Origin of the sequence: Clostridium sp. AF12-41 (assembly GCF_003461685.1) — a bacterium.
In the GTDB taxonomy this organism is placed as follows: Bacteria; Bacillota; Clostridia; order Lachnospirales; family Lachnospiraceae; genus Otoolea; species Otoolea fessa.
This window is the reverse complement of record NZ_QTXO01000005.1, coordinates 150,744-174,695: the sequence shown is the minus strand read 5'-3', so window position 1 is coordinate 174,695 and position 23,952 is coordinate 150,744. Positions and strand designations below refer to the sequence as shown.

The window sequence follows — 23,952 nt, the reverse complement described above, 5'->3', positions numbered from 1 at the left end:
AAACGTATCTGTCTGCTTTATTCAGTTGTCAAAGAGCTGTGGTGAAAGCGTGTTGCTTTCATATAAAAGCAGGTGGCAGAGCAGGAAAGAGGGGGATATTAAATCATGCTCCGCTAAAAACTGCTTATTCTTCTGGTTCTAAGTCCATATGTCGTACCAGAGCTTAAAAGATGTGATGAAGCAACAGAAAGGACGTGAGGAACAATGCAGGAAACAAGGGTGCTGGTGGAAACGAGAGGAACAACTGGCGAAGAAACAATATCATACTGGTTCGACCTGCCGATAGATGTTGCCGAGTTTGAAGAAAAGTTAGGTATCGGTGCAGAAAGTGGGGATTATCGTATTATCGAAAAGGTGTTGCCTTATGCTGATGAAGTCCACGAACACACCAGCGTGTACCAGCTCAACGAATTAGATTTTATGTACCGCCAGCTTTCAAGTGATATGCAGGAAGAATATGTATCACTACTTACGGTGTTTGAAAATTTAGAAGCACTTTATATTTGCAGGAACGTGATTATTGTTTATCCCGACTGTAAAAGCATGATAGATGTTGCAAGGCAAAAGCTGATGAACGACCCGATGTTCAAGCATTTATCCGAGGACTGTCAAGAATACTACTTTGACTTTGAAGCCTACGCTTCTCACTTGCAGGAACACGGGAAATTTTTAGTAACAGAACACGGTATCTTTGAACTGCCAGAGTAGGAAATGAGGTGGTGCTTATGATTGATGATATGGCGGTTGTCTTTACCACTTCATTTTTCTTGTATAGCTTGCCCTCAACCAGTACCGCATTATCATTTAAGGAAATGATGTCAAAGGCAGTATCTTTCAAAGTGGCACTTCCTTGTGGTTTTGTATCGCCCGTTTCTAAATCTCGTTTCTGAATTTTCACACCGCCACGGATAACCTTGTCTGATACAGAAAACTGGTTACTTCCAGTCAATACGGCAAGGTCGCCGTCCTCGGTAATCTGTGTTACATATAAGCCCTTAATCTGTTCGGACTTATCGCCAGCCTGCATATATGCACCGTCCAGCAAGTAACCGTTTGGAGCTTTTGTTTCTTCTACGGTTAGTGTTCCAAGTGGAAGAACGGCTTTGCCGTCCTGCATATAGAAACTGTCGCCAGATACCTTGTATGCGTCCGCTAATTTTGTAACATAGTGGATTGTACCGTCGCTGTCTGTTTCGGCGATTGTCTTTGTAACCCATGTTCTTGTAGCTTCGGCAGGGAGATTGTCTTTATTGTAGAAGCCAGTATAATACTTCCATGTAAATTCCGCACCTGCTAAAGAAGCGTTCCCCTGCGGATTGTCTTTCTGTGTTTCCATATCAATCTTGAAGAGTTCAATCAAAGTGTCTGTTACCTTTGGTGTATCTGATACGTTCAAGGTCGCTGTCTTTCCAGCTTCAACCTTTAAGGAATATATATTTGTATCAACCTTATATCCTGCTGGTGCGGATAATTCCTTGATATAGACTGTGTCAGCCGTTACCTCTACGACATCTGTATTTCCGTTTTCATCAGTCGTAAGGGTGGCAAGCTGTTTCGTGCAGTCCTTATCAGCAAAGACACCGTATGTCGCACCAGCGATAGAGTAATTCCCGTTACCGTCTGTAATGCTGGTATTACTGGAAGTCTTTTGAAGTTTCGCATTTCCAACATTGAGTTTCGCCCAGAATTGTCCCAATTCCTGCCCCTCGCCAGAGTAGATATAACCGCCACATTCATAGCGTCCTTTATTCTCTTTGACAAAGGCTTTTGCACCAGCGAAAACTTCGTCCTGCGTTGCCTTTGGAATTTCATCATAAGAAGCTCGCACGTTATCGCATTGCCAGCCAAGATGTACGCTTAATCTCTGCCAGACAACAAGCTGTCTTAAAAGGTAGGCGTGGTTTTTGCTTATTCCGTTGTGGCTGTCTGTGTACTGTTTTACATATTCGATAGATAAGGCAACGTCGCTTATCTGGTCGGCACTCATACGGGTGCTTGCGTCAGCTCTGGTCTTGTAGCCATTCTTAAAGCGTTAGAAGATGGCGATTCTTTAAATAAAGCGGTAGAAAAAGCAATTGCTGTTTATTTATCGGATGCAGAGCAAATGATATAAATAAAGATATAAAAAGAAGTTTATGTGTTAAAAAGGAGTATTGTAATGGCGGCTAATAAGAAAAATAATATTAATGTTGATAGACCAATAATTCAATCAAGTGGATACAATGGAAGTGAGCCTGTTCGTATTTGTCCGAATTGTAATAAGCCAAAACCAATCAGCGAATTTGGTTTCCGTAAAATGGGAAATGGTCAAATTAGAAACCAGTCCTGGTGCAAAGACTGTAGATAAAGCGGGGTAAAAACTCCGCTTTTATCTTATTAAATTAATTTAAGAATTTCCTAAACATTCCTTCCCACAAACTTCTATTGAATCCCCCCACAAACCGTAGTATAATAAACTAGACTTCGCATAGGCACAAATCCTCTAAAATCAGGGCGTGCCGGATGCGGATGTATGAAAGCGCGTTAAGAGACGCAGAATAAGAAGCAAAAGCACGTGGAGTAGGCTGCCTGTGATCAATGTCATGGTCAGACGAAAGATGGAACATAGGATGGATAACGATCGTATCCGGGCAGCCTGCGGGCGGCTCCGGGATGGCGAAGCATACCCATTGTGCGCCAAAATGCAGAGAAATGCAAAGGAGAGTACAGGGATGTGGTATGTGATCCAGACACAGACAGGCAAGGAACAGGAGCTGACAGAATGCATCGAACGCGTTTTGAAAGGAAATGGGTACCGCGCCTGTTTTGTGATTGAGCAGGAATGCGTCTGGCGCAATGCCGGGGAACTTTTGGAATACCAGAAACCGCTCTTTCCATCCTATGTTATCGCGGACACCGACACGCCGGAGGAATTCTTTCTGGCGTTAAAGCGGGTCCCGAAGCTTTCCAAACTCCTGCGGACAGACTGTGAATTCTGGGCGATCCGGGAGGAAGAGAAGAAACTGCTCTGCCAGATGATGGAGTTGGATGAATGTCTTGTCCGCCGCTCCTTTGTCACCCTTGACGAAGACGGCAACATCCTAACCGCCCAGGGACCATTATCCTTCTTCCTGGACAAGATTGTACGCAAGCGCATCCGTAAGCGGATCGTGACGGTCGAGGTTGAGCTTCTGGGAGAAAAGCGCAGGATAGAACTGGGAATCTGTCTGCCGGAAGATAAGTAAAAGAAAGGAACCAAAACACAAAAGCATGAATCAATTTGAGCAATACAAGCGCCTGATCAAGCTGGGATTTGCCCTGATATTGGTTGCGCTTCTGACAGGACTCTATGGCGTCATCTGGATCAACTGGTACAACAAGATTATCTGGGCGCCGTTCTTCCGCAGGGGTAACTGGATGATGATATTCATCTATGGACTCCTGCTTATTTTCTTTATGCAGCTGTACGGTGGATTTAAGATAGCGCTCCTGAAACGGGGTAATCTGATCTACTCGCAGATACTGGCGGTGGTATTTACCAATATCATTACGTATTTCCAGATCAGCGTGCAGGATAAGAAATTCACGGCACCGGCGCCACTGGTGGTCAATCTGATAGGGGCGGTTGTCATCATCCTCGCGTGGACGATGACATTTCTCTGGCTGTACCGGGGCATGTTCCCGCCGAGAGAGCTGCTGCTGATCTCCGGCGATCACTCGGATTATCATTTGATTGAAAAAATGAATGCGCGGGAAGATAAATACATAATCAGCCAGATTGTCAGCTACCACGAAGGACCGGAACGCATCAAAGCGGAGATCGCCAAATACGACAGTGTGATTGTCGGAGATATACCGGCGCATGAGCGAAACTATATCATCAAATATTGTTTCGGCCAGAATATCCGGACATACAGCGTCCCGAAAATATCAGACATTCTGCTTCGCAGCTCGGTGGAACTGAATCTGTTTGATTCGCCGCTGCTTCTGTCGCGGAATAATCAGGGACTGCAGATAGAGCAGGAAATTATGAAACGGATCATCGACATCGTCGGATCACTCATCGGAATCGTAATTACGATTCCGATTTTTTTGATTGTAGGAATCTGTATTAAGATGACCGACGGCGGTCCGGTGATTTACCAGCAGACGCGCCTTACAAAAAACGGAAAGAAATTCCAGATATATAAATTTCGTACCATGGTGCAGAACGCGGAAGCAGATGGAAAGGCACGGCTGGCAAGCGAGGATGATCCGAGAATCCTGCCGATCGGCAGGGTGCTTCGGGCAACCCGCTTGGATGAACTGCCGCAGATCTACAATATCTTAAAAGGCGATATGTCCATCGTAGGTCCGCGCCCGGAACGTCCGGAGCTGGCGGCCGAATTGGAAAAAGAGATACCGGAATTTTCATTCCGCCTGCAGGTCAAAGCAGGCCTGACCGGCTACGCGCAGGTGTATGGAAAATATAACACAACCCCTTATGACAAGCTGAAACTGGATTTGACGTATATTCGGAACTATTCAGTGCTGGAGGATCTGAAGCTGATTATCATGACGCCGAAGATTATGCTGATGAAGGAGAGTACGGAAGGAGTAAAAGAATGAAACGAAAAACGATGACTTCAGAGCAGATTTTTAATGAATTATTTCTGAGATATCCTCAATTGGAAGTATGTAAGAAGGATATAATAGAAAGCTATCATTTGCTAAAAACAACATATAAAGAAGGGGGCACGCTTTTAACTGCTGGAAATGGAGGGAGTGCCGCAGATTCAGAGCATATTGTTGGCGAGTTAATGAAATCATTTCTTTTTAATCGCAGAATATCTGCTCAGGATGAAGAAAAATTTAAAGAATTATATGGTGAAGAGGGTGACGAATTAGCATCTAAATTAGAAGGAACACTACGCGCTATTCCCTTGACTTCAATGCCGGCATTGTCCACAGCATTTATAAATGATGTAGATCCTACGCTTACATTTGCGCAGATGCTTTATGGATATGGAAATAAGGGGGATGTTTTTTTAGGAATCAGTACATCTGGAAATTCAAAAAATATTATTAAAGCACTCCAGGTAGCAAAGGTAAAAGGGATCAAAACTATTGGCTTGACAGGAGCAAGCGGTGGAAAAATGAAGGAGTACTGTGACGTGACGATCAAGGTACCGGAAATAGAAACCTTTAAAATACAAGAGTTTCATCTGCCGATCTATCATTGCTTATGTGCAATGCTTGAGGCGGATTTTTTTAATGAAAAATAAATAGAGCGGAGACATATATGGATTACAGAAAATTAGACGTTTTTAAAAAATTAAAAGTTTTAGTTTTGGGAGATTTTATGCTGGATAAGTATATTATCGGAAGCGTAAAAAGAATATCGCCAGAAGCACCTGTTCCGGTTATAAATGTAAAGAAAAAAGATGTCCATTTAGGCGGTGCAGGAAATGTAATTAATAATATTGTTGCGCTTGGAGCGACCGCTCGTATTATCAGCTGTGTTGGAAAAGATGTAGATGGTGACTATCTGATTCATAGAATGAATGAAAAAGGAGTTGATACCCGTTTTGCCTGGCAGAATGAGAATGGACGGACAATTGTTAAGACAAGAGTGTCTGCGAAAGGACAACAGTTTCTTAGATATGATGAGGAAATTGTAAAAGATGTAGACAGAGCATATGTAGATTATTTGGAACAAAATATTGAGAAAGTATTTGAAGGAATTGATATTGTTATCATTTCTGATTATGGAAAAGGCAATGTAACATGCGATACAGCTCAAACATTGATCCGGAAAGCACGGGAAGAAGATATTCCGGTTATCGTAGATCCAAAGGGTAGTGATTACAAAAAATATACAGGAGCAACAACTTGTACACCGAATATGTCTGAATTTTGTCAGGTTGCAGGTTGCGGAGAGAACTTAACCGAGGAAGAAATTGCTCAAGAAGCGGTGAAGATTTGCAAGAAAATTAGTTTAGAATATCTTCTAGTTACTCGTTCTGAAAAAGGAATGTCTTTGGTTGATGAAGTGGCAGGAAAACAGGATTTTCCAACAGTTGCTAGAGAGGTTATAGACGTTACGGGTGCTGGAGACACGGTTATATCTACATATTCGCTAGCGATTGCAGCGGGTATGAGCCGAGAGGATGCTTGTATATTAGCGAATGAGGCGGCATCTATCGTGGTATCAAAATTTGGGTCAGCAACAACTACAGTACAGGAAATAAAAGCTGCTAGTAAAGATGGAGAACGTTCAAAGCTAGTTTCAAGTGATGAGATAGAAGAAATAGTATCTCAACTCAAGAAAAAAGGGAAAAAGATAGTCTTTACGAATGGATGCTTTGATCTGGTTCACGCAGGTCATATATCATCTTTTGTCCAAGCGAAAGCCAAGGGGGATGTATTAATTGTAGGAATAAATAGTGACGCATCGATTAAGCGCATAAAAGGAGATAAACGACCGATAGTTACACAAATGAATCGTGCAAAACTTCTAAGTGCACTTGGGATGATTGACTATCTCGTTATATTTGATGATGATACACCTCAGAAATTAATAGAGAAAATACTTCCAGATGTTCTTGTTAAGGGGAAAGATTGGGAAGGCAAGGAAGTAGCCGGTCAGGATGTGGTTGAAAGCCATGGAGGTAAGGTTTCTTTTATTAATCTTGAAGAAGGGTTATCGACTACTAATATTATAGAAAAAATAAGAAAATTGTATAACTAATCAATTTATAAAAAGGAGAATTCGAATGAGTGTAATTGTTACTGGTGGAGCAGGTTTTATTGGAAGTTGCCTTGTAAGAACATTAAATGATATGGGAATAGAAGATATCATTATTGTGGATCATATTTCAACGAGTGATAAATGGAAAAATATGGTAAATAAAAAGTACACAACCTATATTCCGCGAGATAAGTTTTTACAGCAGCTTGATACTTTTGATGGAAAAGTTACACATGTAATTCATATGGGAGCGTGCTCTGCAACAACAGAGAAAGACTTTGATTTTTTGTATCATAATAACTTCGAATTTACAAAAATGATATGGAAATTTTGTGTTAAAAATCAAATTTCTATGATAAATGCAAGCAGTGCAGCCACATATGGCGCAGGTGAAAATGGGTTTGACGATAAAAAGGATATATGTGCGCTTCGTCCATTAAATGGATATGGTTATTCAAAACAATTGTTTGATCTTTGGGAAAGAGAACAAGTACTACGTCCTAAACAGTATGTCGGCTTTAAATATTTTAATGTATATGGACCGAATGAATATTTTAAGGGAAGCATGGCAAGTGTAATTTTCCATACATTTAACAAAATCAAGGAAACAGGTGAGATGGGTTTATTTAAATCTTATCGACCGGATTATGAAGATGGACAGCAGTTGCGAGATTTTGTCTATGTTAAGGATATTTGCAAAGTTGTAAAATTTATGATTGAAAATCCAGCAGTCAATGGATTATTCAATCTGGGAACGGGAACCGCCCGCAGTTTTTATGATCTTGCAAAAGCAACATTTACAGCTCTTGGCTTAGAACCGAATATTAAGTTTGTTGATATGCCCGAAAGCCTTCGTGCAAAATATCAGTATTATACACAGGCGGATATGCAGAAATTAAGGGATGCGGGATATCAAGAAAAATTTTATAGTCTTGAAGAAGGATGCAGAGATTATGTAGTGAATTATCTGGCTCAGGATTATAAGACATATTAAGGAGCTAAAGAGCCGTATAATGGATCAGATTACAATTTTGATGGCGGTATACAATCCGGATAAGGAATGGTTTAAAGAGCAACTTAGCTCTTTAAACCAACAAACATATCCGAAGGTTAAATTACTAATTTGTAATGATGCATCACCGGATATAAGTGAAAAAGAATTAGAAGAATTTATAAATAAATATGTTGATAATATTCAGTGGAAACTAATATCAAATATTGAAAATAAAGGCAGTACAAAAACATTTGAACGTTTGACGTTAGAAGCAGATGGGGATTATTTTGCATACTGTGATCAAGATGATATATGGAACAAAGATAAGTTGTATAAAGAACTGGAATATCTAAAAAGTAATAAGGCATGTATGGTATGCTGCAATGCGGACGCGATAGACACAGTGGGAAAAATACTGACAAAATCATATATGTGCATTACAGATGCAGAAAAAGAAAAAATTGAGAATAATACAATATGGAAAGAGCTTTTAATTCGTAATTGTTTCTGGGGATGTACGATGTTGATAAGCTCAGATAGTGCAAGGAATTCATTGCCATTTTGCAAAAATATGTACCACGATCACTATTTGGCTCTGTATGCATCAATACAGGGAAGAATTTGTTTTGTGGATAAGGCATTAATGCAATATCGTATTCATGGAGACAATCAGACGGGTTTTTTAAAGGACGCAAATGATAAAAAAAGTTATATTAAAAACAGAATACTTCCATTGAGAGCAAGATATGAAATGCTTTTAAAAAAACAATTACCTGAAGAATACAAAGCTGAAATCGAGAATGTTTTGAAATGGGTAAAAAGTCGAGAAGAGTATGCACAAGGAAAATGGAGTAGAATGTTTGATATGTTGAGAACAGGTATAAATATTAACCTAAAAACCACAATGTTTGAAATTATGACATTGTGGTTGCCAGAGCGCTTGTGGAAATGGCAGATTGAATGGTTAAAACAAAATAAAGGAAAATAGCATGAAAGAATTTTTGAGTGAATTATATAATTATAGAGAATTGCTGCAAGAATTGATAAAGAGAGATCTAAGAGTAAAGTATAGAAAATCCGTTCTGGGATATTTATGGAGCTTGTTAAATCCGTTATTAATGATGATGGTTGTTTCAACAGTGTTTTCATATGTGTTCCGATTTGATATTGAAAATTATCCCGTATATCTGATTACTGGTCAAACACTATTTAACTTTTTTCAGGAAGCAACCAACATGGCGATGACTTCTATTACTAATAGTGCCTCTCTGATTAAAAAAGTATATTTACCGAAACAGGTATTTCCGGTATCAAGGATTTTATCAAGTTTTGTAACATTTTTATTCTCATTATTGGCGATTGTTATCATTATGATTTTGACGAGAGTGAAAATTACTTGGACTATCTTATTGTTTCCACTTCCGCTGTTATACATTCTTGTGTTTTCGATTGGATTGGGATTACTGCTTTCTATAATGTCTACTTATTTTAGAGATGTATATTATCTTTGGGGGATTTTTATTACTGCATGGATGTATTTTACACCTATTTTTTATCCTACAGCGCAGTTGTCGGGATTTGCAATGAGTATTATGAGATGGAATCCATTGTATCAGATGCTACAGTGTTTTAGAGAGATTGTTTTGTATGGAGTATTTCCTACATGGCGCCGACACTTGATATGTATACTATTTGCAGTTGGAGCATTATGTTTGGGTGTATATGTGTTTAGAAAGAAACAGAAGAACTTGATTTTATACTTATAAAATGGCTGGAGGAACAATACGTGGATTCGAATGCAATTGAAATAAAAAATGTTACTATGCAGTTTAATCTTGAGAGGGAAAGAACGGACAACGTAAAAGAATTTTTTATCAAAAAAATGAAAAGAAAATTACAAATAGATTCCTTTATAGCATTAAAGAATGTAAGTTTTAAAGTGAAAAAAGGAGAGGTATTTGGCCTCATTGGGGACAATGGAAGTGGAAAAAGTACTACGTTAAAAATTATTTCTGGTATATTAAGTCCAACGGAAGGAACAGTAACTGTAAATGGATCAATTTCACCATTAATTGAACTGGGAGCAGGTTTTGATATTGAATTAACAGCCAAGGAAAACATATTATTAAATGGATTGACTCTTGGATATTCAAAGAAATTTATTGAATCAAAACAGGAGGAAATCATAGAATTTTCTGAATTAAGAGATTTTATGGATGTTCCAATTAAAAACTATTCATCCGGTATGGTCGCTCGACTTGGATTTGCAATTGCGACATTGGTAAAACCGGATATCTTAATTGTGGATGAGATCCTTTCTGTTGGGGATAGAAGTTTTCAGGAAAAATGCGAGAAGAGAATTCAAGAACTGATGGACGGTGGGACAACGGTTTTAATCGTGTCTCATAGTATTGAGCAGATAGAAAAACTTTGTAATCGGGTGCTATGGTTAGATCATGGAAATATGGTTTCAATGGGGAAAACCGATATTGTATGTGAATACTACAAAAATAAGGATTTTGATGGGGCAAGAAAATATAATGAAGCTTCCTAAATTAATAAAAAAATTTAAACCAGTGTTGGCACATCAATTGGAAATGATTCTATTGTGGTACTACAGTAAAACAGCAAAATATAGAAGACCGTCTAAGACAACAGGAAAGATACTTCTGGCAAGAACAGATGGGCTTGGAGATTTTATTATATGGTTGAGTTGTGCTAAGGCATTTCGGCAGCTATATCCTGAAAAAAAGATTGTTTTGATGTTAGACTCTATTAAACCTACAAAACATTTTGCAGAGTCAATGCCTCAATATTTCGATGAAGTTTTTAATATTGATATCCATAATTACACACGGTTTTTTGAATTCAAACGGATGATGAAGTTGGAATTTGATGAAGTAATACAGCCGGCATATTCGAGAGTAGCATTTACAGATATTTTATTATTTGCATGTAAAGCTGGAAAAAGAATCACTTTGGATACGAATGCAAAATTTCTTTCGGCACGACAGTTGACTTGGACAAATAGGGGATATGATCAAATTATTCCGACAAGCGGAGGAATAAAGCATGAACTGATACGGTGTGGTGAGTTAATACGTGGATTAGGATGGATAGATTTTAAGGTTGGGTATCCAGATATGCGGCAATTATATGAAAATAAAGAAAACTATTTTGTTTGCTTTCCAGCTGCTTCTGGACCTACAAAAATATGGGAAGCCGAGAAATATGCATATGTGTTAGACAAAATTATTCGCAAAACAGGATGGAGCTGCAAATTATGCGGTGGAAAAGAAGATTTTGAACAGTTAAGTGATGTAATGGAACAAATGGAACTGAAAGGACAGGCAGAAAATCTGGCAGGTAGGAAGACGCTGCCAGATACTATTACATTGTTAAATAAAGGGCAAATGGCAATTGGTAATGATACAGGCGCTATGCATATGGCAGCAGCATGCCATATTCCATCGATTGTATTGATGGGCGATAATGAGTTGGGTCGTTTTTTTCCGTATAAAGCAGAGAAAGGGGAAAGTCTTCCTTTATGGGTGGTAGATGCAGGAATGTCCTGCCAGGGATGCAATGCAATGAAAGATGTTCCTTGTCGTTATCCGTTTGGAACCAAAGGAGTATATCGATGTATAGAACTTATATCAAAAGAACATTGCATGGATGTTGTTGAGATCGCACTTAAAGAACTCGGATTGTAAATAGGCCTATATCAAGGCAGAAAGTAGGCAGACAAATGAAAGAATCTTTAAAAAGAAATTTCTCAAAAGGATTAAATGAAGTTTTATTTCAAATACTGCGTTTAAGAGCATTAAGGAAAAAATATATAAAGAGCAATTATGTATATGTGATTCGTTTTGCACATATAGGAGATTTCTGCTTGTGGTTAGATTCTGCAAAAGAGTTTAAAAAAATATTTCCAAAGCATAAAATTGTTTTTTTGACGTACAAGTATAAAAATGTTAAAAAGATCGCAGAAGCAACAGGATATTTTGATAAGGTGATTTGTTTTGATACAGAAGGTTTAAAGCGAATTAGGACAATACAAAAAGCCTGTCATTTAAAAGGAGATATTGTTATTAATTCAAATCCTTCTCGTTCATTACTGTCTGATTTGTTTGTACTTGCAATTCGAACAAATAAGAGAATAGCACAAAAAAGTGATTTTTCGGAAATGGGTAAAAAGCAATTAAGCCGCTCAGATTTAATTTATGACAAAGTAATTGAATGTGATCTGAAACAAATGGAATTGATAAAAAACGCAGAATTTATAAGAGGATTAGGAGAAAAAGAATTTAAAGCGAGACTTCCACAACTTCCCAAAATTCCGTGCAATGTGAAATTACCAAAAGGAAAATATGCAATCATATTTCCAGATGCAGATGCACCGATACAGATGTGGAATTATAAAAATTTTTCGATTGTAATCCAAAATATGCTAAACGAAAGCATAGACGAATGTCTTATTCTTGGAAGTGTAAAATATAGAAATGTAGGAGATCAAATTGTAAAGGAACTAGAATGTAAAATGTTGGCGGAAGATAAAAAATTGAATCACCGTTGTATTAATCGGATGGGAGAGACATCTTTAGAAGAATGTATTGAATTAGTAAGGTATGCATCAATTGTTCTCTCTAATGATACGGGGGGAGCTCATATTGCAACTGCGTGTAATACACCGTGTGTAGTATTGGCAGCAGGATGGAATAGAGGAAGATTTTTTCCGTATAAAGTGGAAGAAAAAAGAATAGGGGAATGTATGCCTGTAGATATAGTATCTGCTCAACCGTGTTTGGGTTGTGGTATAGAAAATATAAACCGGTTTAATCCGGAATGTGGAATAAATGGAGTTCCTAAATGCATTGCTATGAATGGGACAGAAGAAATTATAAAAAAAATAAAAGAAGGTTTAAAAAAATAGTATGAGGATAAAAGAAAAAATACGAAAGATAAAAAATAGATTAATAGATAGTAAATTTTTGTTTACACATTCACATTTGATGCGTAATATGGTGGAATCGATAGAAGATGAACTTATTTCACAAAATGGAAAAAAGGAAGATATTCTTTACATATCTTTTTATCCAACAGGAGGATTTGGAGATTACATTATTAGTTCTAAACTTTTGGATGAAATTTCCCAAATAGTTCCATGCAAAATAGATGTATATTGTGAAAATGTTACATTTGGAAAGGCAGTATATGAAGGTAGAGAAAAAGTTGAAATTTTTCCAATTAATACGTTTTATTCTCAAATGTGGAAATATGATTTGGCTTTGAAAGTGGAACATTTTATACATATAGAAAAACAGAACGCAAATAAAATAGCAAAAATCAACCCGATATTCATGGATAAATTAAACAAATTGGGACATGGTTATCGCACGTATTATCCGGATGTAGAACAGCAATGGTTTCGAGAAAATATACATTTTAGACGCTGTGAAATTAAAGGTATTAATCGCTGGACAGAATTGAGCCATGAAGGAATATTCAAAATTGAGGATCAAAAGACATGGATACCTATGCGTGAAGAGTACAAGAAAAGATTACAAGAACTTGGGTTAAACGAGAAGAAATATATTACATTAAACCGTGGTGCTGATAGCATGGGACGGAGTAAAATGCAAACAAAGGTATGGCCATTAGAACATTATAATGATTTTGTTGTGTTGTTTAAAAATCAGTATCCAGATATAGAAATTGTTCAAGTTGGAGCTTCTGGAAATGCCAAAATTCGTGGAGTTGATAAATATATATTGGGGGAAAGTTTGGAAGTGACTAAATGGATCTTAAAAGGTTCTATATTACATTTGGATTGTGAGGGGGGATTAGTTCATTTAGCAACACAGTTGGATACAAAATGTGCGGTTGTATTCGGACCAACACCAAAGCATTTTTATGAATATCCACAAAATATTAATATGGTGTATGAAGGATGTAATAATTGTATGGGAACACATCCAGAGTGGGCATTTGAATGTTATAAGGGACTATCAGAACCCGAATGTATGTATAAAGTGACACCTGAAATTGTGATGAAAAACATAAAATCCTATATGGATTCTATAAGAAAAGAGGAAAAATAATTGAAGTATGGAAAAATACATTTTATAAATAGGATCGATTTGGAAAATGCGGGCGACAGAGAATGTTGCCCGCTTAACTATTATTATGAATATTTTAAGCAATTTAATTTGATGAGACATGATATAGATTCTATTAAATATTATGAGATTAATATAGATGATATTGTGATTTTAGGTGGAAGTGGACTCTTTAATGTAACAAAGTCATTTAACAATGCAATAAATAAAGTCTTAGAATGCTGTCATAATGTAATTGTTTGGAGTGCAGGTTTTAATACACATGCTGGAAGATGGTTTCAAGGAGAAACGTTCCCTGATATTCGGATGGAGCGGTTTAAGATGGTTAGTATAAGGGATTATAATCACCCTTCTAAAATTGAGTATCTTCCATGCCCATCAGCTATTGCAGTGGGAAAGATAAATGGATATATAGATGGAAAAAAGATTAGGAAATATGGAGTGATTGAACATAAGGATCTTCCGATACAGGGAATTGACTGGCTAAAAGATAGAATCAAAAATTCTGAAACTTTAGATAATATTGTTCGATATATAAAAAGTTCAGAGGTTATTATTACTAATACATATCATTGTGCATACTGGTCAATTTTATTAAATAAAAAAACCATTGTGATAGGAAAGTGGAGTACTAAATTTGATTATTTTAAATGTAAACCAGAGTTTATTTCTATTGGACAAGGTGAAATCCTTACCCAAAAAAAGATAGAAGAAAGTTCAAAGAAGGCAAACATATATGAAGGCGCTTTAGAAGAAGCGGTGAAATTAAATGATTTGTATTTTAAGAGAGTAAAAGATTATATAGATAAGTGCAATCTTTCAAAGTGTAAAGAGAAGCAGGAAATATATCAAATGGAATATATCAATTCATGGAATTTGCAGTCTAAATTAGAGGAAATAGACTGGTTACTCGAAAGAAGACTAGAAATGGAAGAGTTTCATCAAGAAGTTTTCTTTAAGATTAATCAATTACATGATGAATTATATTTAGCAATGAATCAATTACACGACGAATTGTATGAGAGGATAAATGTTTTACATGATGAATTATATGATAAAATTAATACTTCACATGATGAATTAGTTGGAATAAAAAATAAATTACATGATGAACTGTATGAAAATAAAAAATAGATACTTTATATATAAGTTTATAATAATGAAGAAAAAGCTTAAATTATGATTAGCGATAATTATACTATATTCTAAAGAGTGAGATAATAACAAATATAATTGTTAGATTTCGGGAGATAAAATGAGTGATAGATTACGTCCGTTAGATGGAGTGAGAGGAATTGCTGCATTAATAATAGCGTGTTTTTTACATTGGCATGACAATATAAATCCAAATTTCGTATTATTAAGATTTTGGAATGGATATTTAGATGGGAGAATTTTGGTTGAATTTTTCTTTCTGATATCTGGCTTAACATTTACTGCGTTTTATATGAAAAGAATTGCTAATAGTGAAGTGTCGTTTAGTGATTTTATTTATTCTCGTTTTGTGAGATTGGCACCATTGTATTATGGAACTTTGTTTTATGTAACATTTATGCTGATTCTGTTGGAACATTTACTTACCAGTATAATGACGTACATCATTTTGTATTGAATTTATTGATGATACAGAATTATGGGCTACAGACAGATGCAAATTTTAATGCTATATCATGGACGGTATGTATAGAAGTTTTAATGTATATTGTTTTTTTTGTTATCTGCAAGATGACAAAAACAAAACACACATATTTTGCTATATGTTGGGGGCTGATAATTGTAGGATATACACTAGAAAAGTCAGATTGGAAAGGAAGCACATTTACTTTGGTAAATGCTAATATTGGAAGAGGTATGATTGCTTTCTTCTTTGGTAGTCTATTATATTTTTTGCTTTTGAAAGCATATCAGGGTGGAATACGATTAAAATTAATAATGTTTAGTATATTATTGATAGTTGTGTTGATTTATTATTTTGGCGGTGTAGATGTATGGAGTCATGGTGATTGGTGGTATATGTTAAGTGGATTTGTTTTTATAATATATCCAATAATGATTTATTTAATTACAACAGTTAAACTTATTAGATGTTTTTTACTATTAAAACCATTACAATATTTAGGGAAAATATCTTTTACAATTTATATGTGTCATTATCCAGTGCAATTAACAATGGATTTTATTAATAAAGTTAGTAAGATTAATGGTTCTTATGATAATTATTTTATATGGGGATTATATTGTATTTGTGTAGTGGCAATTTCGTCTATAATAAACGCATTCTACGAAAAACCTTTAATAAATTGGCTTCGGAAATATAAAGATAAGATATGGAAAGATGAAAAACTGTCAAATTTAGAGAAATTTTGAATGAGTGATTAAAAAAGACATAAATTCGCTCAGAAGAAATTCCGGGAGATGATGGAAGAAGAGGTTTATCCGGAGTATTTATGGAAATAGAATAGTAAATTAACATAAGTTAAGGCGGCTACAATTTTGTAGCCGCTATTTTTGGTTGGGTGAAAATGATGGCAAAAACAATCAAACGATGAGGAGAGAGGCAGGTGATATTTGGAGGATGCTTCATATGAATATAAAAATGCAACATGATATGAAAGGGGAAAATAAAATGCCTAAAAAGGCCCTTCTGGTAACCCACGTCAGCGGTTTTGTCCCCCAGTTTGAGATGAACAATGTCCGCATTTTACAGAGGCTTGGATATGAGGTCCATTATGCTTCAAATTTTCATACACCGTCGTATGGAACGGATAATCACCGGCTGTATGGTACGGGGATCATCTGCCATCAGATTGATTTTATCCGGAGCCCGTTCGATGCCAAGAACCGGCTGGTGTACCGGCAGATGGTTGATTTGATGCGGCGGGAACATTTTTCGCTGGTACATTGTCACACGCCGATGGGAGGTGTGATGGCGCGGCTGGCGGCGCATGCCTCGCAGACGGGACCGATGATTTATACGGCGCACGGATTCCATTTTTTTAAGGGGGCGCCTTGGAAGAACTGGCTGTTTTATTATCCGATGGAGAAGTTTCTTTCGCGGTATACGGATCAGCAGATCTGTATTAACCGGGAAGATTATGAGCTGGCGAAGCGGAAGCTTCATGCGAAGTATGTGGATTATGTGCCGGGAGTGGGGATAGATAGTTCTCAGTTTCGACTTCCTGGGGATGAGGAAAGGCAGAGGAAGAGAGAAAGGCTGGGGATGCGGCCTGATCAGGTGGTGCTTCTGACATCCGGGGAGATGATACCCAGGAAGAATCAGGAGGTTCTGTTCCGGATGCTTGCCAGAATGAAGGATGAGCCGCATCGTAGTGCATATGAAAAGCTGCATCTGCTTTTGTGCGGACATGGAGAATTGAATGAGCATCTTCATGGGTTGGCGGACAGGCTTGGAATTGCAGATCATATATCGTTTTTAGGATACAGGGAAGATATGCTGGAGATCTTTGGAGCTTCGGATATCTTCCTTTTTCCATCCCTTCAGGAAGGGCTGCCGCGGGCGATGCTGGAGGCTATGGCCAGCGGGCTTCCGGTGATCTGTTCGGAGATTCGGGGCAATACGGATCTGATGGGAGATAGCTGGACCCTGTCGGCGGATCGGAAAAGAAAGCTTTGCCCGGGCGGTTTTATGCTTAACCAGCTTCAGGATGCAGATGTCTGGGCAGAAGCTCTTGAGGATATGCTGTCCAGGAAGAATCGCTGGAAAGAGATGGGTGAAGCCTGCATCCAGCGAAGCCAGGAATTTAGTCTGGATGCAGTGGAAAAGAAGATGAGGGAGATCTATGGACGTTTTGCAGAAATGGAATAGAAGTATACCGGATGGAAATGGGACGGCAGTGGCGGTCTTGTTTTTTTTGCTTTTTATATTTTTGAAACAATTTTATTTATTCCCTTCAGGGGGGATGGAGGCGGCGGATGTGTGTCTGTTCGCCTCTTTTTTTATGTTGTTATGTGACTGTATGAGAAGAAGACCGGAGCGGCTCTTGCAGCTGAAGACCGAAGGCCTGTTTTATGTGTTTCTGGCATTTGTTCTGGTGATTAATACATATTATGGGATTCGTCTTGGCCGTGGTGAATTTTTTAAGTATATCTGCTTTTGGATCTTCAATGCCTGTGCTATCTGGAGTTTCTGCTATCTGGCGGAATATGGAGGAAAAGCTTTTTTGACCGGGATTAATCGTGTGGTTAAGGTGAATATCGGAGTTCAGCTGCTGATATACTTGTCTGGTCACGGACGTATCTTCACGGAATACTGGGGTGCAGTTCGCTATCAGGGGACCTTTAATGATCCGAATCAGCTGGCATTTTTTCTCTTTATGATGATATTACTCTTGTATCTGTACCGGTGCCGGTTTGGGGATCGGAGCTTTCCTGTGTTCTATGTACTGGTCTTGCCTGTGATCGCAGCATCGAAGTCTACGGGAATTTTGCTGGGAGTTTTGATTTTTACGGTTCTGGCTGTTTTGCATGCCCTGTATCGGGTGGGAAGTAGAAAAGGTGTGTCTATGAAGGTCTGGACCCTGGGAAGCGTCATCGGAGTGGCTCTGTTTGGCCTGTTTTTGTGGTGGATATGGCCTGCAGCGGATTTTGATGTGAAGACGGTGGACTATAACATGTTGACGCGGATTCAGGAGAAGATATGGAAGGTGGCTCATGGCGGTCTGCTGGGACTTTTTCTGGATCGCGGAATGGAGAAGCTTGTGCTGTATCCGCAGTATCTCCTGTATGGAGCCGGGGAAGGCGGATTTGACCGGTTTACACTGGCTAGTCAGGTGAATGAGATTCATTGCTGCCTGTTCAGCGTGATGTTCTGTTATGGTCTGATTCCGACTCTATGCCTGCTAGTCTGGCTTGGGCGGAAACTGCGGTACGCAGATGCGGTCATGGCTTGTGCGGTGATGGGGCTTCTGGCGGAGAGCTTTTTCCTTGTGAATTACCGGCAGCCGATGTTTTGGATGATACTGTTGTATGGGAGTGTGGTGCGTATGGATGGGGATGGAGACCGAACATCCATTCTTGTTGCAGAATAAACTGTGAAAATTGGTAGAAGGATGACTGTGGGGTCATCCCTCTATTTTTCGTTTACTTTTTCCTGATTTTTCCAGCTTCTTCTTTCGCGGATATTCCTGTTATTAAGGATATTTCATCTTTGTAAGGCATTCTTGGTGCATATAATGATATATAGGCATTACCAATTGCTCCTTGGAAAAAAATCATTTTCGGATTATCATTTTTTCCAAAGGTCAATACATGGCTTTTCGAGATGCCGGGATATGGGTCGATATAGTATATCTCTTTTATGCCTAATTGATATGCTTTTTTGGAACATAACTCACAAGGACTTGCTGTGGTAAACAATTTTCCGCCTTGAATCTTTGCACCACCGTATTTTGAAATCTGTAAAAAAGCATTTTCTTCGGCGTGTAGTGCACGAGTGTGGACCTGGTTTGATTTGCCAGTTAATCCATTATAAATGTCTTTAAAACAATACGAAAAGCATTTTCCTTCTTTTTTATCCTTTATGCTTTTCTCTTGTAAATGAGTATAAATACCCTTCATTGTTTCGTTGAAAAGTTCATCTTCTAGTTCGAATTCACTAAAAGTTTCGCTGTCTTTGTTTTTATAATAATCTTCAACACATCGTAGATTACATGGAACCTGTCCCTTGGGAACGTCATTCCAACCAACCGATCGAACAGAAAAATCTTCACCAGTTACTACTGCGCCTACTTGTCGTGACAAGCATCCTGAATTATATTTTGCATTGAATGCTAATTGCATACATCTTTCTAAATGAGTCGGTGCAATTAATCCTGGTTGAAGCGCCAGTGCGATATACTTTATAATTTGTTCTGTTAATTCGAAATATTTGTGATTCTGTATATTAGGATTATATAAATATACATCTGATATTTCTAAGCAGGCTGAAACATTTTGATGATAAAATATACCATCTTTTCCAGGATATTCGATCCTATCCAGGCTTTCTAATTCTTTTCGATTCATACCTAATCTATTTTGCCGGTATTCATTTTCTGTATTAATTGCGAATGCATAAAAAGCACGATATCGATCCCGAAAGAATTGAATCTCAAAAGAATTCCGTAAGGCATCTATACATATTCGAGTTTGCTCCCTGCCTTCATGAGCGAGTTCTTCATATCTATTTATTATTTTTACGATATAGTTTATTCGCTCTGCAATGGTGATTTCATTGCCTGGATTTTCGCTATCGTTATCATATTTTCCGGAACTTCTAATATTATTTCCTACTTGTTGCATGAAGTATGAATATAAATTGTAGAATTTTTTGTCATCATCACCGTGTTCTTCTGACGTATTAATTTCTTCGACGGTAATGTCCTTAATGACTTTACAGAAATTATTTTTTTTGTTTATCAAACTACTGGTAAAATAGTTAATCATTTTCAGTAGAGAATCTTTAGTTTCTGACTCTATATGTTTGTCGTTATTGAATACGTTATCAATCCATGTACGAAGAGTGCTATCAATAATAGTATTTTTTATACTGTCCAAGGTGAAATTTTTATCCACATTTTCATCCATGAGCACGCATGCAATTTTTTTCTTGAGTTGATCTTTCTCTTTTATATTTACTTTCATAGCAATGCTATCAATATAAGAAAATAATCTTCCATACGTATCTTGAAGAATGAAAGACAAAATAATGGAACTGGCTTCAATTACATCAAATTTCTTCCATTTTTTTCCTTCTTTCATATAGCGGTAGATAACGCTATATTTTCTTTCATCGGAATTATTATAGTCGCAGGTCTTATAGGATCTCAAATCTAAGTCTTGGAAATTGTCTTTGGATAAAATTTTTGCGACGGTTGTACACCCCGATCCTGTTCTTCCGGTTAATCCAATTAATATAGATTTATCACGCTGACTATACAGACTTTTAATCGCATCAGCTTTATTATTAGATGTATCTGTACCCATATGCTCCTCCCCTATTTCAATCATACCTGTTGCAATATAATAAGCAGCAAAAACGTCATTCGGATGATTTCAGTATATCATAATTATATGATTTTTGATAATAATTCTCTGTTTTCGAGGTGAGCAATTTTATCGCAGTAACTTGGGGTAGCGAGGTATCTCTGTTCATTTTATATTTTTATGAGATTTGTAGCATAGAGACTTTTATATTTCAGGAGAACACTAAGATGCCTGTAAAAGGATATGCGTTTATGATATACTGGAGAAGCAGGAGCTACTCTCTTATTATTTGATAATAGGAATTAGCGGAGATATTTTGAGGGGAATTTAAATATGTTTAGGAAAAAGCATGATTTCAGAGGAGATAAAAGTCAGTCAAAAAAGAATAAATTTTTATTATTCTTTGTAAAGGATGAAAGATTATATATCACGATGGCAGCTGTGATGGCAGCTATAATCTTAGGTTGGGAGTGGCTGTGTAATAAACAGGTGGATAGTATGATTGAATTTTCTACCTTTTCTGCGGTTGTTATTGAGAGTATTTTAGTCTTTGTTGTTAACCGGCTGCGTTCTCACATCATGAATCAGGTTGAAGATCCCAATAAATTGACAACTGATTATGATGGATTGGTGAAACGATATTCTCTGGAGAGAAATTTTGTGACCTGCAAGAATAGTGATGGGGTGGAGGTTATTCCGGTAATACTGGAGGCAAGGCTGTATGATAAAAAGATAGAAATTGAGGATCATCCTGAAAAGAATTATTCTTTGCCGGAAATCATAGAAAAGCACTATGAAGATTTGTTTTCTGCCCATGTGACCTCAAAGATTTATAATAATACAAATATTCGTGTGGATGAATGGGGGTGCGTGGGGGATGATAATACCTTTAAGTTTGTAACCGGAAGAACAACCTACTACAATTCCTTGGTGACCAACCGGGCTATGGATTACAGCCTGACTGATGGGATTTCCGTCAGGGAGCTGCTGGAGTGTGGGCCGATGGTTCATTCTTTGAAGAATTCTTCGCTGTCGAATCATCTGGGTTTTAATGGATTTGTTGAAAGTTCCGATGGTTCGATTATGCTGGTATATCGCAAGAAGAATGTCTCCATAGCGAAACGAACGTATTCAGACAGTGTTGGAGCCAGTTTGAAAGTAAAGTATGCCTTGGATGAAACATATACATTTACAATAGATGGGCTAGAAAATGGAATTATAGAAGAAATTAAGGATGAACTTGGTATAGAGAAAGATACGCTGGAGGCTGTTCAGAATACGTCTGGTCTTAAGTATGTTCAATTAATTGCAGCTTATAGAGACATGCTGGAAGGCGGTAAACCACAGCTTTTGTTCTATGCAAAAACATCTATGTCTCAAGGTGAAATAGAAGCAGCATTTTATGAAAGAAATAATCAGATTAAAAAAGCACCCGGGCAGTACGGCTCAGATGCGGATAAAAAAGAGATGGAAACAGACGGCGATAAATTAGTCTGGATTTCTGTGAGGGAACTTCCGGATTGGGATGTATATTCGGATGGAATCCGATGCAGAAAAAATGGAAAAGAGGAGTATTTAAAAATGGTTCCATCGGCATCCGCCTGCGTTGAGATGCTGAAAGAATATATGAATTTGTAAAAGGTATTTTTGCTGACTACTATAAAATTGGAACTTGTAAGGGAAATCGGGAAGAAAGAACCATCGGAGGTATCCTATGCAGAGTACATTAATTCGTTTTACGGACAGTAAGTTCGCCTCATAGAGTGCAATGGAGTATTAATAAGGTATTGTGTCCAAATTGAGAGTTTGTTTTGGGGAATGCTTGAAGCTGACGGGATATTCTTGTTTAAATTGTCGTTGTATGTTATAAATAAATCACAAGTATAACAACACGTAACAAGGAGAAAACCAACATGTACGATTATTTAATAGTAGGCGCCGGTCTCTACGGTGCCGTATTCGCCCATGAGGCGAAGAAAGCGGGCAAGAAGGTTCTGGTGATTGACCGCCGCCCGAATATTGCAGGAAATGTGTATACAGAGCCGATGGAGGGCATCCAGGTTCACAAGTATGGCGCGCATATTTTCCACACGAATAATAAGGAAGTCTGGAATTATGTAAATCAGTTCACGGAGTTTAACCGTTTTACGAACTCTCCGGTGGCGAATTACCACGGCGAGCTGTATTCCCTGCCGTTTAATATGTACACCTTCAACAAGATGTGGGGTGTCGTGACTCCGCAGGAGGCAGCGGCGAAGATCGAGGAACAGCGCAAGGCAGCAGGCATCACGGAGCCGAAGAACTTGGAGGAGCAGGCGATCAGCCTGGTTGGTACGGATATTTATGAGAAGCTGATCAAGGGCTATACCCAGAAGCAGTGGGGAAGAGAGTGCAAGGATCTTCCGTCCTTCATCATCAAGCGTCTTCCGGTTCGTCTGACTTTTGACAACAACTATTTTAACGCCCTGTATCAGGGAATTCCGGTGGGCGGCTATACGAAGATGGTTGCCAATATGCTGGACGGCATCGAGGTTCGCCTGGAAGAGGATTATTTTGAGAATAAGGCTGATTGGGATGCGATGGCAAAGAAGGTAGTTTACACCGGCGCGATCGATGCGTATTTTGAGTATTCGCTGGGCGTTCTGGAGTATCGTTCTGTGCGCTTTGATACCGAAGTGCTGGATATCCCGAATTTCCAGGGCAATGCGGCAGTGAACTATACAGATGCGGAGACTCCGTGGACGCGTATTATCGAGCATAAATGGTTTGAGTTTGGTAAGGATGCCGATGGCAATGATCTGCCGAAGACGGTCATCAGCCGTGAGTACAGTTCGGAGTGGAAGTTAGGCGATGAGCCGTACTATCCGGTCAATGATGCGAAGAATGGTGCTTTGTATGAGAAGTACAAAGAGCTGGCCAAGAAGGAAGAGAAGGTAATCTTTGGCGGCCGTCTGGGCGAGTATAAGTATTATGATATGGATGCGGTGATTGCTTCGGCGTTGGAGCTGGTGAAGAAGGAGCTGTAGGAGAATTTTTGATTTTTATCCGGATCGGCGGATGGTTTCGGAATCATGAAATGGATGGGAAGCTATCTGCTGATTCAGATAAAATGGTGAAATGAAAATTGCAAAATTTAGTATTTCAAA

21 protein-coding genes and 1 pseudogene are annotated in these 23,952 nt (G+C 38.1%); 20 read left to right on the top strand and 2 right to left on the bottom strand.

The features are described 5' to 3' along the window. Positions 1 to 204 precede the first annotated feature (204 nt). Positions 205 to 708, top strand: coding sequence for an antirestriction protein ArdA (locus tag DWV73_RS09770; protein WP_003062492.1), 504 nt, complete (start codon positions 205 to 207; stop codon positions 706 to 708). A 37-nt stretch (positions 709 to 745) separates the two neighbouring features. Here the strand turns inward: DWV73_RS09770 and DWV73_RS09765 are convergent. Next, positions 746 to 2,029, bottom strand: a pseudogene (locus tag DWV73_RS09765) (SrtB-anchored collagen-binding adhesin); the annotation flags it as partial. A 129-nt stretch (positions 2,030 to 2,158) separates the two neighbouring features. Between DWV73_RS09765 and DWV73_RS09760 the strand changes: the two are divergent. The 17 genes from DWV73_RS09760 (at position 2,159) to DWV73_RS09680 (ending at position 18,870) form a co-directional block, all read left to right on the top strand. Beyond that, entirely contained in the window at positions 2,159 to 2,347 is a 189-nt protein-coding gene (locus DWV73_RS09760; RefSeq protein ID WP_117796560.1) for a hypothetical protein, read from the top strand. A 262-nt stretch (positions 2,348 to 2,609) separates the two neighbouring features. Continuing rightward, positions 2,610 to 3,224: a transcription termination/antitermination NusG family protein gene (locus tag DWV73_RS09755; protein ID WP_181986243.1), complete on the top strand. Its 615-nt coding sequence runs from the start codon at positions 2,610 to 2,612 to the stop codon at positions 3,222 to 3,224. A 25-nt stretch (positions 3,225 to 3,249) separates the two neighbouring features. Beyond that, on the top strand, positions 3,250 to 4,587 hold the full coding sequence (locus tag DWV73_RS09750; RefSeq protein WP_117796558.1) for an exopolysaccharide biosynthesis polyprenyl glycosylphosphotransferase: 1,338 nt from the start codon (positions 3,250 to 3,252) through the stop codon (positions 4,585 to 4,587). Continuing rightward, a complete protein-coding gene (locus DWV73_RS09745) occupies positions 4,584 to 5,243 on the top strand; it encodes an SIS domain-containing protein (protein ID WP_117796557.1) in 660 nt (219 codons plus the stop codon). Before DWV73_RS09750 ends, DWV73_RS09745 begins: the two co-directional genes overlap by 4 nt. A 17-nt stretch (positions 5,244 to 5,260) precedes the next feature. Beyond that, positions 5,261 to 6,709 (top strand): bifunctional D-glycero-beta-D-manno-heptose-7-phosphate kinase/D-glycero-beta-D-manno-heptose 1-phosphate adenylyltransferase HldE, encoded by a 1,449-nt coding sequence (gene hldE / locus DWV73_RS09740; protein WP_117796556.1) that lies wholly within the window; start codon positions 5,261 to 5,263, stop codon positions 6,707 to 6,709. A gap of 25 nt (positions 6,710 to 6,734) precedes the next feature. After that, complete coding sequence (rfaD, locus tag DWV73_RS09735) at positions 6,735 to 7,703, top strand: ADP-glyceromanno-heptose 6-epimerase (protein ID WP_117796555.1); 969 nt, start codon at positions 6,735 to 6,737, stop codon at positions 7,701 to 7,703. A gap of 19 nt (positions 7,704 to 7,722) precedes the next feature. Further along, the gene (locus DWV73_RS09730; RefSeq protein WP_117796554.1) at positions 7,723 to 8,691 is read left to right on the top strand and encodes a glycosyltransferase; all 969 of its coding nucleotides are present in this window, start codon (positions 7,723 to 7,725) and stop codon (positions 8,689 to 8,691) included. Between the two features lies 1 nt (position 8,692). Beyond that, entirely contained in the window at positions 8,693 to 9,469 is a 777-nt protein-coding gene (locus DWV73_RS09725) for an ABC transporter permease (RefSeq protein ID WP_117796553.1), read from the top strand. Positions 9,470 to 9,525: 56 nt separating this feature from the next. Then, entirely contained in the window at positions 9,526 to 10,257 is a 732-nt protein-coding gene (locus DWV73_RS09720; RefSeq protein WP_117796588.1) for an ABC transporter ATP-binding protein, read from the top strand. Next, positions 10,199 to 11,416 carry a glycosyltransferase family 9 protein gene (locus DWV73_RS09715; RefSeq protein WP_181986242.1) on the top strand — a complete coding sequence of 406 codons (1,218 nt, stop codon included), beginning with the start codon at positions 10,199 to 10,201 and terminating at the stop codon, positions 11,414 to 11,416. Before DWV73_RS09720 ends, DWV73_RS09715 begins: the two co-directional genes overlap by 59 nt. Positions 11,417 to 11,451: 35 nt before the next feature. Further along, complete coding sequence (locus DWV73_RS09710; RefSeq protein WP_117796551.1) at positions 11,452 to 12,636, top strand: glycosyltransferase family 9 protein; 1,185 nt, start codon at positions 11,452 to 11,454, stop codon at positions 12,634 to 12,636. 1 nt (position 12,637) lies between these two features. Further along, positions 12,638 to 13,804: a glycosyltransferase family 9 protein gene (locus DWV73_RS09705; RefSeq protein WP_117796550.1), complete on the top strand. Its 1,167-nt coding sequence runs from the start codon at positions 12,638 to 12,640 to the stop codon at positions 13,802 to 13,804. Next, complete coding sequence (locus DWV73_RS09700) at positions 13,805 to 14,956, top strand: polysaccharide pyruvyl transferase family protein (protein WP_117796549.1); 1,152 nt, start codon at positions 13,805 to 13,807, stop codon at positions 14,954 to 14,956. 121 nt (positions 14,957 to 15,077) lie between these two features. Continuing rightward, complete coding sequence (locus tag DWV73_RS09695; RefSeq protein WP_117796548.1) at positions 15,078 to 15,434, top strand: hypothetical protein; 357 nt, start codon at positions 15,078 to 15,080, stop codon at positions 15,432 to 15,434. Beyond that, a complete protein-coding gene (locus DWV73_RS09690; protein ID WP_117796547.1) occupies positions 15,332 to 16,189 on the top strand; it encodes an acyltransferase in 858 nt (285 codons plus the stop codon). Before DWV73_RS09695 ends, DWV73_RS09690 begins: the two co-directional genes overlap by 103 nt. Before the next feature lie 259 nt (positions 16,190 to 16,448). After that, complete coding sequence (locus tag DWV73_RS09685; protein ID WP_181986241.1) at positions 16,449 to 17,648, top strand: glycosyltransferase family 4 protein; 1,200 nt, start codon at positions 16,449 to 16,451, stop codon at positions 17,646 to 17,648. 175 nt (positions 17,649 to 17,823) lie between these two features. Further along, entirely contained in the window at positions 17,824 to 18,870 is a 1,047-nt protein-coding gene (locus DWV73_RS09680; protein ID WP_207661072.1) for a hypothetical protein, read from the top strand. A 52-nt stretch (positions 18,871 to 18,922) separates the two neighbouring features. Here the strand turns inward: DWV73_RS09680 and DWV73_RS09675 are convergent, their stop codons facing one another. Next, entirely contained in the window at positions 18,923 to 20,806 is a 1,884-nt protein-coding gene (locus tag DWV73_RS09675) for a dCMP deaminase (protein ID WP_117796544.1), read from the bottom strand. 333 nt (positions 20,807 to 21,139) lie between these two features. Here DWV73_RS09675 and DWV73_RS09670 point away from each other — a divergent pair, with 333 nt between their 5' ends. Both DWV73_RS09670 and glf read left to right on the top strand, forming a co-directional pair. After that, entirely contained in the window at positions 21,140 to 22,444 is a 1,305-nt protein-coding gene (locus DWV73_RS09670; protein WP_117796543.1) for a hypothetical protein, read from the top strand. Positions 22,445 to 22,719: 275 nt separating this feature from the next. Further along, positions 22,720 to 23,832, top strand: a complete 1,113-nt coding sequence (gene glf, locus DWV73_RS09665; protein WP_117796542.1) for a UDP-galactopyranose mutase — start codon at positions 22,720 to 22,722, stop codon at positions 23,830 to 23,832. The last annotated feature ends 120 nt before the right edge of the window (positions 23,833 to 23,952 follow it).